The following is an 18,983-nucleotide window of genomic DNA, read 5'->3' as shown; positions in this document are numbered from 1 at the left end:
GAGTATAATATGCTAAAAAGAATACTTCTACTACTTATTGTTTTTTCAGGATATACGGCAAACACATTATTTGCCCAAGAAGAACAGACTCCCGATAAACAGCAAGCAAGAATTAAAGCTCGTGCAGATGAGCGTTATAACGAATATTCGTTCAGTCCGGCTATAGACATTTATAAAAAAGTACTTGATAAAGGATTTGTTTCTATTGACTTATTAAAGCGATTGGGGAATTCCTACTATTTCAATGCGAAATATGAACAAGCTTCCAATGTCTACAAAAAATTAATTGAAACCTATCCTAAAAAAACTGAACCAGATTATTACTTTAGGTATGCCCAGAGCTTAAAGACAGTAGGTAAATATGAAGACGCTTCGCAGATGATGCAGCAGTTCAAGGAAATGACATCGGACGCGGAAAATGCAGATGTATTCGATGAAGATTATTTGGCCACTATAGAAAAGAATTCAGGAAGATATAGTATCAAACCCTTCGAGTACAATAGTAAATACTCCGACTTTGCAGCATCTTTCTACAAGCAAGGACTTATTTTTTCATCGGATAGAGATACTGGAAATTTAGCACGATACAGACACACGTGGAATTCCAAGGATTTTTTGGATTTGTATAAAGTGAATGCGGACAGTGTTTCTAATAATACTGTTGTGAAATTAGAAGGAGATGTTAATACAAGACTTCACGAGTCTACGTCTATAATTTCAAAAGATGGCACAACAATGTATTTTACAAGAAATAATTTCTTGGATGGAAAAAAATACAAAGATCAGAATGGAGTTATCCGTTTAAAAATCTATAGTGCCCAGTTGATCGATGGCGAATGGACAAATGTTTTGGAACTTCCGTTTAACAACGATTCATATTCAGTAGCTCACCCAGTATTGAGCCCGGACGAAAAAAGATTGTACTTTGTTTCAGACATGCCGGGAGCATTGGGAGAATCTGATATTTTTATGACTGAGATTATTGGTGATGGTACCTATGGTCCAATAGTTAATTTGGGAAAGAATATCAATACAAGAGCTCGGGAGACTTTTCCATTTATCACAAAAGATGGCATACTCTATTTCTCGTCAGACGGACATCAAGGACTTGGGGGATTGGATGTTTTTGCAACCAAGATTACCTTTGGAAATTTTAATGAACCCGTAGTAAATGTCGGTAAACCAGTAAATGGACCATATGATGATTTCGCTTTTATCATTGATGATGGAAGTAATGAAGGATACTTTTCATCCAATAGAATAGGTGGCCTTGGAGAGGACGATATTTATCAATTTACAGAAAATGAACCGCTGGTGCTTGACTGTTTGCAAGATGTGACTGGTACAGTTAGAGATAGGATTTCCAATGAAATTTTGGTTGGAGCTACAGTTAAGATTATAGATGAGGAAAACAATGAAGTTTCATCGACCATAACAGATTCAAAAGGAAACTACGTCTTGGGCTTGGACTGTGCAAAAGGAAATTTTGTTAGAGCCTCTAGAGATGGTTATGTACCTGCAGAAGAATTTCTGAATAAATCCTATGGCAAGCCTAGGATTGTGGATTTTTATTTGGAACGTGATATGGTAACAGGCGGTTTTGGAGATGATTTGGCAAAACTCTTACAATTAAGTACAATTTATTTTGATTTAAATAAATATGACATTCGCCCAGATGCAGAAATAGAGATTCAGAAAGTTATCGTGGCGATGGAAAAATATCCCAGCCTTAAAATAAAGGTTAATTCCCACACTGACAGCAGAGGCAATGATGCCTATAACCTATGGTTGTCTCAAAAAAGAGCGGAATCTACTGTAGCTTATATGATTTCAAAAGGAATTTCAGCGGACAGACTGGAAGGAGAAGGGTATGGCGAGACAAAATTGGTCAATGAGTGTGCAAATGGAACGCCTTGTTCCAAAGAAAAACATCAGCTTAACCGTAGATCTGAATTTATTATTTTCGAATAAGTATTCAATTCGATTTTAACAACTTTTACAGTTTCTTACGCCGGTTGGTATAATTCTTTCCCCTTCGGAGAATTCTATTTTAGAGCCCTTATCGATAAAAACGCCGTTTTTTTAACAATTTTTGGAATAAATTAAGAAACATACAGCATTATTCTCTAACTTCACTAGACCAAACACGGTCATAGACAACATTTTTTGGGTCTCCCAAACTATCCAACATACATTTATTGAGTTTTAGAAGACGTCGATTACATACGTCTATTTTCAAATTTGCCCCAATACATGGAAAACCTCAATAAGAAAAATGTATTTTTTTTCATTTTGTTCCTAGGATGGTTGATGGCCTCAGGACAAACTACAATATGGTCAGAAGACTTTGAAAGTTATACCAATGGAACCCAAACAGGTAATGGTACCGGAACTAGTACAGCCTCATGGTCGACTAACGATACGGATGTTAGCGTTCAGACTTCTAGTGGATCTCAAGTTTTAAGAGGTCAAAATACTGACAATACTACTGCTTATTGGACTACAGGTACAATAAATATATCTGGTTTTATAAACGTGTCATTCAGTTTGGATGCAGGTTCTGGGGGAACATTGGATTCAGGACAGGATGTTTTTAGAATTCAGTATCGAATCGATGGAGGAAGCTATGTTGAAATTGAAAATACTTCAGGGGACACATCACCTTCAGAACCTATACAGCCTTCATATAGTGTTTCAGGTTTATCCGGAAATACTTTGGAATTTAGGATTACCATGTATAATACTGGGGGCACCGAGCTTTACGAGATTGACAATATTTTAGTACAGGGAACAGCACCTGGAGCAAGTAATGACCCTCCGGTCATTAATGCTACGGGAGATCAGGATTTTTGTCCGGGCACACCAATTTCTGTTGTGGAAACAATTAGTATTACCGATTCAGATGATACGACTGCAGACGAAGTTTCTGTTCAAATTTCTTCAGGATACATTAATGGGGAAGATTTATTGACACTCACCGGTTCTCACCCCAGTATTACTGCGTCATGGAGTGCGGTTGAAGGAAAGTTAACGCTTACCGGTCCGGCAACGTTTACAGCCTTTGAATCAGCTGTAAGCGCAGTACAATTTTCCACTAGCGGAACTAACCCTTCAGGAAGCAGAAGTTTTTCAATAACCGTTGGAGATACCAATTTTTTACCAGCAACAGGGCATTATTATGAGTTTGTGTCAGACGTAGGTATAAGATGGACCGATGCTAGGGATGCTGCTGCATTACGAACATATTATGGCCTACAAGGATACCTTGCTACATTGACCTCACAAGAAGAATCGGATTTTTCTGGGTCTCAGGCCCAAGGCGTTGGATGGATTGGGGCGAGCGATGCGGCTACTGAAGGGGATTGGCGTTGGGTTACCGGACCAGAAGCTGGAACACCATTTTGGAGTGGTACTGCATCAGGTAGCACAACACCACCATTTAACTTTGCATATTGGAATGGTGGGGAACCAAACCAATCAGGAAATGAAGATTATGCACACATAACGGATCCATCTGTAGTTAGAGGTACAGGAGGACCTGGTTCTTGGAACGATTTAAGAGATCAAGGTGGAGGTGGAGCCTACCGGCCACAAGGCTATGTTGTGGAATATGGAGGAACAACCGGAGACCCTGTAATTAATGTTACTGCGGTTACTACTATAGATATAGATAATGTAGCGCCAACTTGGACCACACCAGTAGGCTCATTGGATGTTTCTTACCAATGTGCTGATGATGTTCCTGAATTACCAAGCTGTACTGATTTATCTACTACATTTTTTAATGAAGCTCAATTTTCCTGGGGTTTTGGAGTACAAAATAGTACCGGGTCCACTGTAGATTATTGGGAAGCAAGAATAATCAATGCAAACTACCAAATAGATGAGACGCAACTAAGCAATCAATCTTTATTTACCTATGTCGAAGTGGATAATGGAGATGGTACATACAATCACATATTCCAAGGAACAAATGCTGTAGCACCATTTAGTGGAATAGGTGGTAATATAGAATGGTCGGGAGTAAATTTTGGTTTTGCCCCATCTTCTAATGGAATTCAATTGTTCTGTGGGACACAACCTTTCCCTTTCCCAGTTGCTTCGGACAATTGTAGTGCTGATGTAGCTATAGTGAGCGACATCACAACGCCAGGTGGAAATCCAAATGATTATACAAGAGTTATTTCATACCAAGCAACAGATGGGTCGGGAAATACTAGCGCTATTTTTACCAGAACCATTACTGTTGCAGATACAACGGACCCTACTGCGAGCAATCCATCTGCGATCACCGTTGAATGTATCGGTGACGTACCGCTGCCCAACGTGGGCGTTGTAACGGACGAATCGGACAACTGCAGCGCGAGCGGCGACATCGTCGTTGCCTTCGTGAGCGACAGCGGGCTTGTCGGCAGCAACCCGGGAACGATAACACGGACGTACAGCGTAACGGACGAGGCCGGGAACAGTATCACCGTGACCCAAAATATCATCGTTGACGACACGACGGACCCTACGGCGAGCGATCCATCGGACATCACCGTTGAATGTATCGGCGACGTACCGCTGCCCAACGTGGGCGTTGTAACGGACGAATCGGACAACTGCAGCGCGGCTGGCGACATCGTCGTGGCGTTCGTGAGCGACAGTGCCTTGGTTGGCAGCAACCCGGGAACGATAACACGGACGTACAGCGTTACGGACGAGGCCGGGAACAGCATCACGGTAACACAGGACATCATAGTCGACGATACGACGGACCCTACGGCGAGCGATCCATCTGACATTACGGTGGAGTGCATCGGTGACGTACCGCTTCCCAACGTGGGCGTTGTAACGGACGAATCGGACAACTGCAGCGCGAGCGGCGACATCGTCGTTGCCTTCGTGAGCGACAGTGCCCTTACGGGGAGCAACCCGGGAACGATAACAAGGACGTACAGCGTTACGGACGAGGCCGGGAACAGTATCAACGTGACCCAAAATATCATAGTCGACGATACGACGGACCCTACGGCGAGCGATCCATCTGACATTACGGTGGAATGTATCGGTGACGTACCGCTGCCCAACGTGGGCGTTGTAACGGACGAATCGGACAACTGCAGCGCGAGCGGCGACATCGTCGTTGCCTTCGTAAGCGACAGTGCCCTTACGGGGAGCAACCCGGGAACGATAACAAGGACGTACAGCGTTACGGACGAGGCCGGGAACAGCATCACGGTAACACAGGACATCATAGTCGACGATACGACGGACCCCACGGCGAGCGATCCATCTGCGATTACCGTTGAATGTATCGGTGACGTACCGCTTCCCAACGTGGGCGTTGTAACGGACGAATCGGACAACTGCAGCGCTAGCGGCGACATCACGGTGGCGTTCGTTAGCGACAGTGCCTTGGTTGGCAGCAACCCCGGGACGATAACACGGACGTACAGCGTTACGGACGAGGCCGGGAACAGCATCACGGTAACACAGGACATCATAGTCGACGATACGACGGACCCTACGGCGAGCGATCCATCTGACATTACGGTGGAGTGCATCGGTGACGTACCGCTTCCCAACGTGGGCGTTGTAACGGACGAATCGGACAACTGCAGCGCGAGCGGCGACATCGTCGTTGCCTTCGTGAGCGACAGTGCCCTTACGGGGAGCAACCCGGGAACGATAACACGGACGTACAGCGTTACGGACGAGGCCGGGAACAGCATCACGGTAACGCAGGACATCATAGTCGACGATACGACGGACCCTACGGCGAGCGATCCATCTGACATTACGGTGGAGTGCATCGGTGACGTACCGCTTCCCAACGTGGGCGTTGTAACGGACGAATCGGACAACTGCAGCGCGAGCGGCGACATCGTCGTTGCCTTCGTGAGCGACAGTGCCCTTACGGGGAGCAACCCGGGAACGATAACACGGACGTACAGCGTTACGGACGAGGCCGGGAACAGTATCAACGTGACCCAAAATATCATCGTGGACGACACGACGGACCCTACGGCGAGCGATCCATCGGACATCACCGTTGAATGTATCGGCGACGTACCGCTGCCCAACGTGGGCGTTGTAACGGACGAATCGGACAACTGCAGCGCGGCTGGCGACATCGTCGTGGCGTTCGTGAGCGACAGTGCCTTGGTTGGCAGCAACCCGGGAACGATAACACGGACGTACAGCGTTACGGACGAGGCCGGGAACAGCATCACGGTAACACAGGACATCATAGTCGACGATACGACGGACCCTACGGCGAGCGATCCATCTGACATTACGGTGGAGTGCATCGGTGACGTACCGCTTCCCAACGTGGGCGTTGTAACGGACGAATCGGACAACTGCAGCGCGAGCGGCGACATCGTCGTTGCCTTCGTGAGCGACAGTGCCCTTACGGGGAGCAACCCGGGAACGATAACACGGACGTACAGCGTTACGGACGAGGCCGGGAACAGTATCACGGTAACACAGGACATCATAGTCGACGATACGACGGACCCTACGGCGAGCGATCCATCTGACATTACGGTGGAATGTATCGGTGACGTACCGCTGCCCAACGTGGGCGTTGTAACGGACGAATCGGACAACTGCAGCGCGAGCGGCGACATCGTCGTTGCCTTCGTAAGCGACAGTGCCCTTACGGGGAGCAACCCCGGGACGATAACACGGACGTACAGCGTTACGGACGAGGCCGGGAACAGTATCAACGTGACCCAAAATATCATCGTGGACGACACGACGGACCCTACGGCGAGCGATCCATCGGACATCACCGTTGAATGTATCGGCGACGTACCGCTGCCCAACGTGGGCGTTGTAACGGACGAATCGGACAACTGCAGCGCGGCTGGCGACATCGTCGTGGCGTTCGTGAGCGACAGTGCCTTGGTTGGCAGCAACCCGGGAACGATAACACGGACGTACAGCGTTACGGACGAGGCCGGGAACAGCATCACGGTAACACAGGACATCATAGTCGACGATACGACGGACCCCACGGCGAGCGATCCATCTGCGATTACCGTTGAATGTATCGGTGACGTACCGCTTCCCAACGTGGGCGTTGTAACGGACGAATCGGACAACTGCAGCGCGAGCGGCGACATCGTCGTTGCCTTCGTGAGCGACAGTGCCCTTACGGGGAGCAACCCGGGAACGATAACACGGACGTACAGCGTCACGGACGAGGCGGGCAACAGCATCAACGTGACCCAAAATATCATCGTGGACGACACGACGGACCCTACCATTAGCTGTCCGGCGGATATTACCCAGAACGTGGATGCCGGGCAATCAACGGCAGTGGTGACCTATACGGCACCCGTTGGCACGGACAATTGTGGAACGGCAACGACGGTACAGATAGCGGGACTCGCTTCGGGAGCGGCATTCCCAACGGGAACGACTACGAACACCTTCGAGGTAACGGACGGAGCGGGCAACACGTTCACCTGTAGTTTTGACGTGACGGTGGTGGACAGCGAGGCACCGGTGATCAACTGTCCCTCTGACATCGTACAGGATACGGATGCGGGCGTATGCGAGGCTGTGGTCACGTATACTGCACCTGTGGGCACTGATAACAATCCGGGAGCTGTGACGGTACAGATAGCGGGCCTTCCCTCGGGTTCGACCTTTCCGATAGGGACGACGACGAACACTTTTGAGGTAACGGATTCATCGGGGCTTACTGCGATGTGTAGTTTTGACGTGACGGTAGTCGACAATGAGGACCCTACGGCAAGTAATCCATCGGACATCACCGTGGAGTGCATCGGTGACGTACCGCTGCCCAACGTGGGCGTTGTAACGGACGAATCGGACAACTGCAGCGCGGCTGGCGACATCGTCGTTGCCTTCGTGAGCGACAGCGGGCTTGTTGGCAGCAACCCCGGGACGATAACAAGGACGTACAGCGTTACGGACGAGGCCGGGAACAGTATCAACGTGACCCAAAATATCATCGTCGACGACACGACGGACCCTACGGCGAGCGACCCATCTGACATTACGGTGGAGTGCATCGGCGACGTACCGCTGCCCAACGTGGGCGTTGTAACGGACGAATCGGACAACTGCAGCGCGGCTGGCGACATCGTCGTTGCCTTCGTGAGCGACAGCGGGCTTGTCGGCAGCAACCCGGGAACGATAACAAGGACGTACAGCGTAACGGACGAGGCCGGGAACAGTATCACCGTGACCCAAAATATCATCGTTGACGACACGACGGACCCTACGGCGAGCGATCCATCTGACATTACGGTGGAATGTATCGGTGACGTACCGCTGCCCAACGTGGGCGTTGTAACGGACGAATCGGACAACTGCAGCGCGGCTGGCGACATCACGGTGGCGTTCGTGAGCGACAGTGCCCTTACGGGGAGCAACCCGGGGACGATAACAAGGACCTACAGTATCACGGACGAGGCCGGGAACAGCATCAACGTGACCCAAAATATCATCGTTGACGACACGACGGACCCTACGGCGAGCGATCCATCTGACATTACGGTGGAATGTATCGGTGACGTACCGCTGCCCAACGTGGGCGTTGTGACGGACGAATCGGACAACTGCAGTGCTAGCGGCGACATCACAGTTGCCTTCGTGAGCGACAGTGCGCTTGTCGGCAGCAACCCTGGAACGATAACACGGACGTACAGCGTTACGGACGAGGCCGGGAACAGCATCACCGTGACCCAAAATATCATAGTCGACGACACGACGGACCCTACGGCGAGCGATCCATCTGCGATCACCGTTGAATGTATCGGCGACGTACCGCTGCCCAACGTGGGCGTTGTAACGGACGAATCGGACAACTGCAGCGCGAGCGGCGACATCACAGTTGCCTTCGTGAGCGACAGCGGGCTTGTCGGCAGCAACCCGGGAACGATAACAAGGACGTACAGTATCACGGACGAGGCCGGGAACAGCATCAACGTGACCCAAAATATCATCGTTGACGACACGACGGACCCTACGGCGAGCGACCCATCTGACATTACGGTGGAATGTATCGGTGACGTACCGCTGCCCAACGTGGGCGTTGTGACGGACGAATCGGACAACTGCAGTGCTAGCGGCGACATCGTCGTTGCCTTCGTGAGCGACAGCGGGCTTGTTGGCAGCAACCCTGGAACGATAACACGGACGTACAGCGTTACGGACGAGGCCGGGAACAGCATCACCGTGACCCAAAATATCATCGTTGACGACACGACGGACCCTACGGCGAGCGATCCATCTGCGATCACCGTTGAATGTATCGGCGACGTACCGCTGCCCAACGTGGGCGTTGTAACGGACGAATCGGACAACTGCAGCGCGAGCGGCGACATCACAGTTGCCTTCGTGAGCGACAGCGGGCTTGTCGGCAGCAACCCGGGAACGATAACACGGACGTACAGCGTAACGGACGAGGCCGGGAACAGTATCACCGTGACCCAAAATATCATCGTTGACGACACGACGGACCCTACGGCGAGCGACCCATCTGACATTACGGTGGAGTGCATCGGCGACGTACCGCTGCCCAACGTGGGCGTTGTAACGGACGAATCGGACAACTGCAGCGCGAGCGGCGACATCGTCGTTGCCTTCGTAAGCGACAGTGCCCTTACGGGGAGCAACCCGGGAACGATAACAAGGACGTACAGCGTTACGGACGAGGCCGGGAACAGCATCACGGTAACACAGGACATCATAGTCGACGATACGACGGACCCCACGGCGAGCGATCCATCTGCGATTACCGTTGAATGTATCGGTGACGTACCGCTTCCCAACGTGGGCGTTGTAACGGACGAATCGGACAACTGCAGCGCTAGCGGCGACATCACGGTGGCGTTCGTGAGCGACAGTGCCTTGGTTGGCAGCAACCCCGGGACGATAACACGGACGTACAGCGTTACGGACGAGGCCGGGAACAGCATCAACGTGACCCAAAATATCATCGTGGACGACACGACGGACCCTACCATTAGCTGTCCGGCGGATATTACCCAGAACGTGGATGCCGGGCAATCAACGGCAGTGGTGACCTATACGGCACCCGTTGGCACGGACAATTGTGGAACGGCAACGACGGTACAGATAGCGGGACTCGCTTCGGGAGCGGCATTCCCAACGGGAACGACTACGAACACCTTCGAGGTAACGGACGGAGCGGGCAACACGTTCACCTGTAGTTTTGACGTGACGGTGGTGGACAGCGAGGCACCGGTGATCAACTGTCCCTCTGACATCGTACAGGATACGGATGCGGGCGTATGCGAGGCTGTGGTCACGTATACTGCACCTGTGGGCACTGATAACAATCCGGGAGCTGTGACGGTACAGATAGCGGGCCTTCCCTCGGGTTCGACCTTTCCGATAGGGACGACGACGAACACTTTTGAGGTAACGGATTCATCGGGGCTTACTGCGATGTGTAGTTTTGACGTGACGGTAGTCGACAATGAGGACCCTACGGCGAGCGACCCATCTGACATTACGGTGGAGTGCATCGGCGACGTACCGCTGCCCAACGTGGGTGTTGTAACGGACGAATCGGACAACTGCAGCGCGGCTGGCGACATCGTCGTTGCCTTCGTGAGCGACAGTGGGCTTGTTGGCAGCAACCCCGGGACGATAACACGGACGTACAGCGTCACGGACGAGGCCGGGAACAGCATCACGGTAACACAGGACATCATAGTCGACGATACGACGGACCCTACGGCGAGCGATCCATCTGACATTACGGTGGAATGTATCGGTGACGTACCGCTTCCCAACGTGGGCGTTGTAACGGACGAATCGGACAACTGCAGCGCGAGCGGCGACATCGTCGTTGCCTTCGTAAGCGACAGTGCCCTTACGGGGAGCAACCCCGGGACGATAACACGGACGTACAGCGTTACGGACGAGGCCGGGAACAGCATCACGGTAACACAGGACATCATAGTCGACGATACGACGGACCCCACGGCGAGCGATCCATCTGCGATTACCGTTGAATGTATCGGTGACGTACCGCTTCCCAACGTGGGCGTTGTAACGGACGAATCGGACAACTGCAGCGCGAGCGGCGACATCGTCGTTGCCTTCGTGAGCGACAGTGCCCTTACGGGGAGCAACCCGGGAACGATAACACGGACGTACAGCGTCACGGACGAGGCGGGCAACAGCATCACGGTAACACAGGACATCATAGTCGACGATACGACGGACCCCACGGCGAGCGATCCATCTGCGATTACCGTTGAATGTATCGGTGACGTACCGCTTCCCAACGTGGGCGTTGTAACGGACGAATCGGACAACTGCAGCGCTAGCGGCGACATCACGGTGGCGTTCGTGAGCGACAGTGCCTTGGTTGGCAGCAACCCGGGAACGATAACACGGACGTACAGCGTTACGGACGAGGCCGGGAACAGCATCACGGTAACACAGGACATCATAGTCGACGATACGACGGACCCTACGGCGAGCGATCCATCTGACATTACGGTGGAATGTATCGGTGACGTACCGCTTCCCAACGTGGGCGTTGTAACGGACGAATCGGACAACTGCAGCGCGGCTGGCGACATCACGGTGGCGTTCGTGAGCGACAGTGCCTTGGTTGGCAGCAACCCCGGGACGATAACACGGACGTACAGCGTTACGGACGAGGCGGGCAACAGTATCAACGTGACCCAAAATATCATAGTCGACGATACGACGGACCCCACGGCGAGCGATCCATCTGACATTACGGTGGAGTGCATCGGTGACGTACCGCTTCCCAACGTGGGCGTTGTAACGGACGAATCGGACAACTGCAGCGCGGCTGGCGACATCGTCGTGGCGTTCGTGAGCGACAGTGCCTTGGTTGGCAGCAACCCGGGAACGATAACACGGACGTACAGCGTTACGGACGAGGCCGGGAACAGCATCACGGTAACGCAGGACATCATAGTCGACGATACGACGGACCCTACGGCGAGCGATCCATCTGACATTACGGTGGAGTGCATCGGTGACGTACCGCTTCCCAACGTGGGCGTTGTAACGGACGAATCGGACAACTGCAGCGCGGCTGGCGACATCGTCGTTGCCTTCGTGAGCGACAGTGCCCTTACGGGGAGCAACCCGGGAACGATAACAAGGACGTACAGCGTTACGGACGAGGCCGGGAACAGCATCACGGTAACACAGGACATCATAGTCGACGATACGACGGACCCTACGGCGAGCGATCCATCGGACATCACCGTGGAATGTATCGGCGACGTACCGCTTCCCAACGTGGGCGTTGTAACGGACGAATCGGACAACTGCAGCGCTAGCGGCGACATCGTCGTGGCGTTCGTGAGCGACAGTGCCCTTACGGGGAGCAACCCCGGGACGATAACACGGACGTACAGCGTTACGGACGAGGCCGGGAACAGCATCAACGTGACCCAAAATATCATCGTGGACGACACGACGGACCCTACCATTAGCTGTCCGGCGGATATTACCCAGAACGTGGATGCCGGGCAATCAACGGCAGTGGTGACCTATACGGCACCCGTTGGCACGGACAATTGTGGAACGGCAACGACGGTACAGATAGCGGGACTCGCTTCGGGAGCGGCATTCCCAACGGGAACGACTACGAACACCTTCGAGGTAACGGACGGAGCGGGCAACACGTTCACCTGTAGTTTTGACGTGACGGTGGTGGACAGCGAGGCACCGGTGATCAACTGTCCCTCTGACATCGTACAGGATACGGATGCGGGCGTATGCGAGGCTGTGGTCACGTATACTGCACCTGTGGGCACTGATAACAATCCGGGAGCTGTGACGGTACAGATAGCGGGCCTTCCCTCGGGTTCGACCTTTCCGATAGGGACGACGACGAACACTTTTGAGGTAACGGATTCATCGGGGCTTACTGCGATGTGTAGTTTTGACGTGACGGTAGTCGACAATGAGGACCCTACGGCGAGCGACCCATCTGACATTACGGTGGAGTGCATCGGCGACGTACCGCTGCCCAACGTGGGCGTTGTAACGGACGAATCGGACAACTGCAGCGCGAGCGGCGACATCGTCGTTGCCTTCGTAAGCGACAGTGCCCTTACGGGGAGCAACCCGGGAACGATAACAAGGACGTACAGCGTTACGGACGAGGCCGGGAACAGCATCACGGTAACACAGGACATCATAGTCGACGATACGACGGACCCCACGGCGAGCGATCCATCTGCGATTACCGTTGAATGTATCGGTGACGTACCGCTTCCCAACGTGGGCGTTGTAACGGACGAATCGGACAACTGCAGCGCTAGCGGCGACATCACGGTGGCGTTCGTTAGCGACAGTGCCTTGGTTGGCAGCAACCCCGGGACGATAACACGGACGTACAGCGTTACGGACGAGGCCGGGAACAGCATCACGGTAACACAGGACATCATAGTCGACGATACGACGGACCCTACGGCGAGCGATCCATCTGACATTACGGTGGAGTGCATCGGTGACGTACCGCTTCCCAACGTGGGCGTTGTAACGGACGAATCGGACAACTGCAGCGCGAGCGGCGACATCGTCGTTGCCTTCGTGAGCGACAGTGCCCTTACGGGGAGCAACCCGGGAACGATAACACGGACGTACAGCGTTACGGACGAGGCCGGGAACAGCATCACGGTAACGCAGGACATCATAGTCGACGATACGACGGACCCTACGGCGAGCGATCCATCTGACATTACGGTGGAGTGCATCGGTGACGTACCGCTTCCCAACGTGGGCGTTGTAACGGACGAATCGGACAACTGCAGCGCGAGCGGCGACATCGTCGTTGCCTTCGTGAGCGACAGTGCCCTTACGGGGAGCAACCCGGGAACGATAACACGGACGTACAGCGTTACGGACGAGGCCGGGAACAGTATCAACGTGACCCAAAATATCATCGTGGACGACACGACGGACCCTACGGCGAGCGATCCATCGGACATCACCGTTGAATGTATCGGCGACGTACCGCTGCCCAACGTGGGCGTTGTAACGGACGAATCGGACAACTGCAGCGCGGCTGGCGACATCGTCGTGGCGTTCGTGAGCGACAGTGCCTTGGTTGGCAGCAACCCGGGAACGATAACACGGACGTACAGCGTTACGGACGAGGCCGGGAACAGCATCACGGTAACACAGGACATCATAGTCGACGATACGACGGACCCTACGGCGAGCGATCCATCTGACATTACGGTGGAGTGCATCGGTGACGTACCGCTTCCCAACGTGGGCGTTGTAACGGACGAATCGGACAACTGCAGCGCGAGCGGCGACATCGTCGTTGCCTTCGTGAGCGACAGTGCCCTTACGGGGAGCAACCCGGGAACGATAACAAGGACGTACAGCGTTACGGACGAGGCCGGGAACAGCATCACGGTAACACAGGACATCATAGTCGACGATACGACGGACCCTACGGCGAGCGATCCATCGGACATCACCATTGAATGTATCGGCGACGTACCGCTTCCCAACGTGGGCGTTGTAACGGACGAATCGGACAACTGCAGCGCGAGCGGCGACATCGTCGTTGCCTTCGTGAGCGACAGTGCCCTTACGGGGAGCAACCCGGGAACGATAACACGGACGTACAGCGTTACGGACGAGGCCGGGAACAGTATCACGGTAACACAGGACATCATAGTCGACGATACGACGGACCCTACGGCGAGCGATCCATCTGACATTACGGTGGAATGTATCGGTGACGTACCGCTGCCCAACGTGGGCGTTGTAACGGACGAATCGGACAACTGCAGCGCGAGCGGCGACATCGTCGTTGCCTTCGTAAGCGACAGTGCCCTTACGGGGAGCAACCCCGGGACGATAACACGGACGTACAGCGTTACGGACGAGGCCGGGAACAGCATCACGGTAACACAGGACATCATAGTCGACGATACGACGGACCCCACGGCGAGCGATCCATCTGCGATTACCGTTGAATGTATCGGTGACGTACCGCTTCCCAACGTGGGCGTTGTAACGGACGAATCGGACAACTGCAGCGCGAGCGGCGACATCGTCGTTGCCTTCGTGAGCGACAGTGCCCTTACGGGGAGCAACCCGGGAACGATAACACGGACGTACAGCGTTACGGACGAGGCCGGGAACAGCATCAACGTGACCCAAAATATCATCGTGGACGACACGACGGACCCTACCATTAGCTGTCCGGCGGATATTACCCAGAACGTGGATGCCGGGCAATCAACGGCAGTGTTGACCTATACGGCACCCGTTGGCACGGACAATTGTGGAACGGCAACGACGGTACAGATAGCGGGACTCGCTTCGGGAGCGGCATTCCCAACGGGAACGACTACGAACACCTTCGAGGTAACGGACGGAGCGGGCAACACGTTCACCTGTAGTTTTGACGTGACGGTGGTGGACAGCGAGGCACCGGTGATCAACTGTCCCTCTGACATCGTACAGGATACGGATGCGGGCGTATGCGAGGCTGTGGTCACGTATACTGCACCTGTGGGCACTGATAACAATCCGGGAGCTGTGACGGTACAGATAGCGGGCCTTCCCTCGGGTTCGACCTTTCCGATAGGGACGACGACGAACACTTTTGAGGTAACGGATTCATCGGGGCTTACTGCGATGTGTAGTTTTGACGTGACGGTAGTCGACAATGAGGACCCTACGGCGAGCGACCCATCTGACATTACGGTGGAGTGCATCGGCGACGTACCGCTGCCCAACGTGGGTGTTGTAACGGACGAATCGGACAACTGCAGCGCGGCTGGCGACATCGTCGTTGCCTTCGTGAGCGACAGCGGGCTTGTTGGCAGCAACCCCGGGACGATAACAAGGACGTACAGCGTTACGGACGAGGCCGGGAACAGTATCAACGTGACCCAAAATATCATCGTCGACGACACGACGGACCCTACGGCGAGCGACCCATCTGACATTACGGTGGAGTGCATCGGCGACGTACCGCTGCCCAACGTGGGCGTTGTAACGGACGAATCGGACAACTGCAGCGCGGCTGGCGACATCGTCGTTGCCTTCGTGAGCGACAGCGGGCTTGTCGGCAGCAACCCGGGAACGATAACAAGGACGTACAGCGTAACGGACGAGGCCGGGAACAGTATCACCGTGACCCAAAATATCATCGTTGACGACACGACGGACCCTACGGCGAGCGATCCATCTGACATTACGGTGGAATGTATCGGTGACGTACCGCTGCCCAACGTGGGCGTTGTAACGGACGAATCGGACAACTGCAGCGCGGCTGGCGACATCACGGTGGCGTTCGTGAGCGACAGTGCCCTTACGGGGAGCAACCCGGGGACGATAACAAGGACCTACAGTATCACGGACGAGGCCGGGAACAGCATCAACGTGACCCAAAATATCATCGTTGACGACACGACGGACCCTACGGCGAGCGATCCATCTGACATTACGGTGGAATGTATCGGTGACGTACCGCTGCCCAACGTGGGCGTTGTGACGGACGAATCGGACAACTGCAGTGCTAGCGGCGACATCACAGTTGCCTTCGTGAGCGACAGTGCGCTTGTCGGCAGCAACCCTGGAACGATAACACGGACGTACAGCGTTACGGACGAGGCCGGGAACAGCATCACCGTGACCCAAAATATCATAGTCGACGACACGACGGACCCTACGGCGAGCGATCCATCTGCGATCACCGTTGAATGTATCGGCGACGTACCGCTGCCCAACGTGGGCGTTGTAACGGACGAATCGGACAACTGCAGCGCGAGCGGCGACATCACAGTTGCCTTCGTGAGCGACAGCGGGCTTGTCGGCAGCAACCCGGGAACGATAACAAGGACGTACAGTATCACGGACGAGGCCGGGAACAGCATCAACGTGACCCAAAATATCATCGTTGACGACACGACGGACCCTACGGCGAGCGACCCATCTGACATTACGGTGGAATGTATCGGTGACGTACCGCTGCCCAACGTGGGCGTTGTGACGGACGAATCGGACAACTGCAGTGCTAGCGGCGACATCGTCGTTGCCTTCGTGAGCGACAGCGGGCTTGTTGGCAGCAACCCTGGAACGATAACACGGACGTACAGCGTTACGGACGAGGCCGGGAACAGCATCACCGTGACCCAAAATATCATCGTTGACGACACGACGGACCCTACGGCGAGCGATCCATCTGCGATCACCGTTGAATGTATCGGCGACGTACCGCTGCCCAACGTGGGCGTTGTAACGGACGAATCGGACAACTGCAGCGCGAGCGGCGACATCACAGTTGCCTTCGTGAGCGACAGCGGGCTTGTCGGCAGCAACCCGGGAACGATAACACGGACGTACAGCGTAACGGACGAGGCCGGGAACAGTATCACCGTGACCCAAAATATCATCGTTGACGACACGACGGACCCTACGGCGAGCGACCCATCTGACATTACGGTGGAGTGCATCGGCGACGTACCGCTGCCCAACGTGGGCGTTGTAACGGACGAATCGGACAACTGCAGCGCGAGCGGCGACATCGTCGTTGCCTTCGTGAGCGACAGTGCCCTTACGGGGAGCAACCCGGGAACGATAACAAGGACGTACAGCGTTACGGACGAGGCCGGGAACAGTATCAATGTGGAACAAACCATAACAGTTCAAGGTATAGCGCCTGATATTACGATTGAAGATGCATCAGGAATAGAAGGAGAAAATATAAGCTTTTTAGTATCGCTTTCACAAGCAAAATGTAATGAAAGCCTAGTATTAACATTTAGTTTAACCGATGGTATCGCTGATGCTTCAGATTATGATTCAACTGATATTCAAGTAACAATTTTAGCTGGTGAAACATCCACTATAGTTGTTGTGCCAACAGTTGATGATGATATAGATGAGTTGGACGAAGATTTCACTATAAGGATAACTAGTGTAGATGCTGGAATTGCAGGAGATATCTCTGACACGGCAACAGGAACAATTTTGGATAATGATACCACTGTGTTGGATAGTGATGGTGATGGTATTCTCGATAGTTTTGAGGATTTGAATTCTGATGGAGACAATGATCCGGCAACAGACCCAACCGATACCGACAGGGATGGAATTCCAGACTATTTGGATATCGATAGTGATAATGATGGAATTCCAGATAATGTTGAAGCACAATTAACAAGTGGTTATATATCTCCAAGTTTGTTAGATACAAATGCTAATGGAGTAGATGATGCTTACGAAAATAATGGGGATGTTGGTCTAATTCCTCTAGATTCTGATGGTGACGGTATTCCTGATTATGTTGATTTAGATAGCGATGATGATGCCGTTCCAGACAGTATAGAAGGGCATGATTTTAATGAAGATGGAATTCCAGATGTTGTATTTATTGGTTCGGATAAGGATAATGATGGTCTTGATGATGGCTATGAAGGAAGTGTTGTTATTGATATAGATGTGAACGATGAGATTGATGATCCAGCTACATATCTGCCTGACACAGACGCTAACGGTATTCCAAATTATAGGGATTCTGATGACGATGGAGATGGTATTGAGACTATTGACGAAGATTTGAATTCAGATGGGGATTATTCCAACGATGATTCAAATGGAAATGAAATACCTAATTATTTAGATCCTGATCTTGGATCTACTGAAGAGGAAGAGGTAGATGTTATCAATGTGATAACTCCAAATGGAGATGGTATTCATGATGTTTTAATTATTAGAAATTTAGACGAATATCCAAACAACACAGTCAAGATTTATAACAGATGGGGTGTGGAGGTTTACGCGACCAAATCATACAACACGACAGGGAATGTCTTTGATGGTACATCTCAAGGCAGGGTTACATTAAGTAAAGATAATAAGCTTCCGGTTGGTACGTATTTCTACATAGTGGAGTATGAAGACCTTATGGGCAATATGAAAGAGCTCTCAGGATACTTATATATCAACCGATAAAAGAA

Annotated in this window: 2 protein-coding genes; both read left to right on the top strand. The window is 52.8% G+C overall.

Annotated elements, in window-relative coordinates; translation table 11 throughout:
- Nucleotides 1–9 precede the first annotated feature (9 nt).
- Nucleotides 10–1,971 (top strand): OmpA family protein, encoded by a 1,962-nt coding sequence (locus tag LV716_RS02035; RefSeq protein WP_163416038.1) that lies wholly within the window; start codon nucleotides 10–12, stop codon nucleotides 1,969–1,971.
- A gap of 282 nt (nucleotides 1,972–2,253) precedes the next feature.
- Nucleotides 2,254–18,978, top strand: coding sequence for an HYR domain-containing protein (locus LV716_RS02030; RefSeq protein ID WP_233759211.1), 16,725 nt, complete (start codon nucleotides 2,254–2,256; stop codon nucleotides 18,976–18,978).
- Nucleotides 18,979–18,983: the final 5 nt, after the last annotated feature.

Source organism: Flagellimonas sp. HMM57, assembly GCF_021390175.1.
GTDB lineage: Bacteria > Bacteroidota > Bacteroidia > Flavobacteriales > Flavobacteriaceae > Flagellimonas.
Note: the sequence above shows the minus strand (reverse complement) of the source record. Positions and strands in the feature narration are given on the sequence as shown.

Bases quoted from the DNA above. Each gene is read 5' to 3' on its own strand.
- LV716_RS02035 (WP_163416038.1), top strand. From the start codon at position 10: ATGCTAAAAAGAATACTTCTACTACTTATTGTTTTTTCAGGATATACG.
- LV716_RS02030 (WP_233759211.1), top strand. From the start codon at position 2,254: ATGGAAAACCTCAATAAGAAAAATGTATTTTTTTTCATTTTGTTCCTA.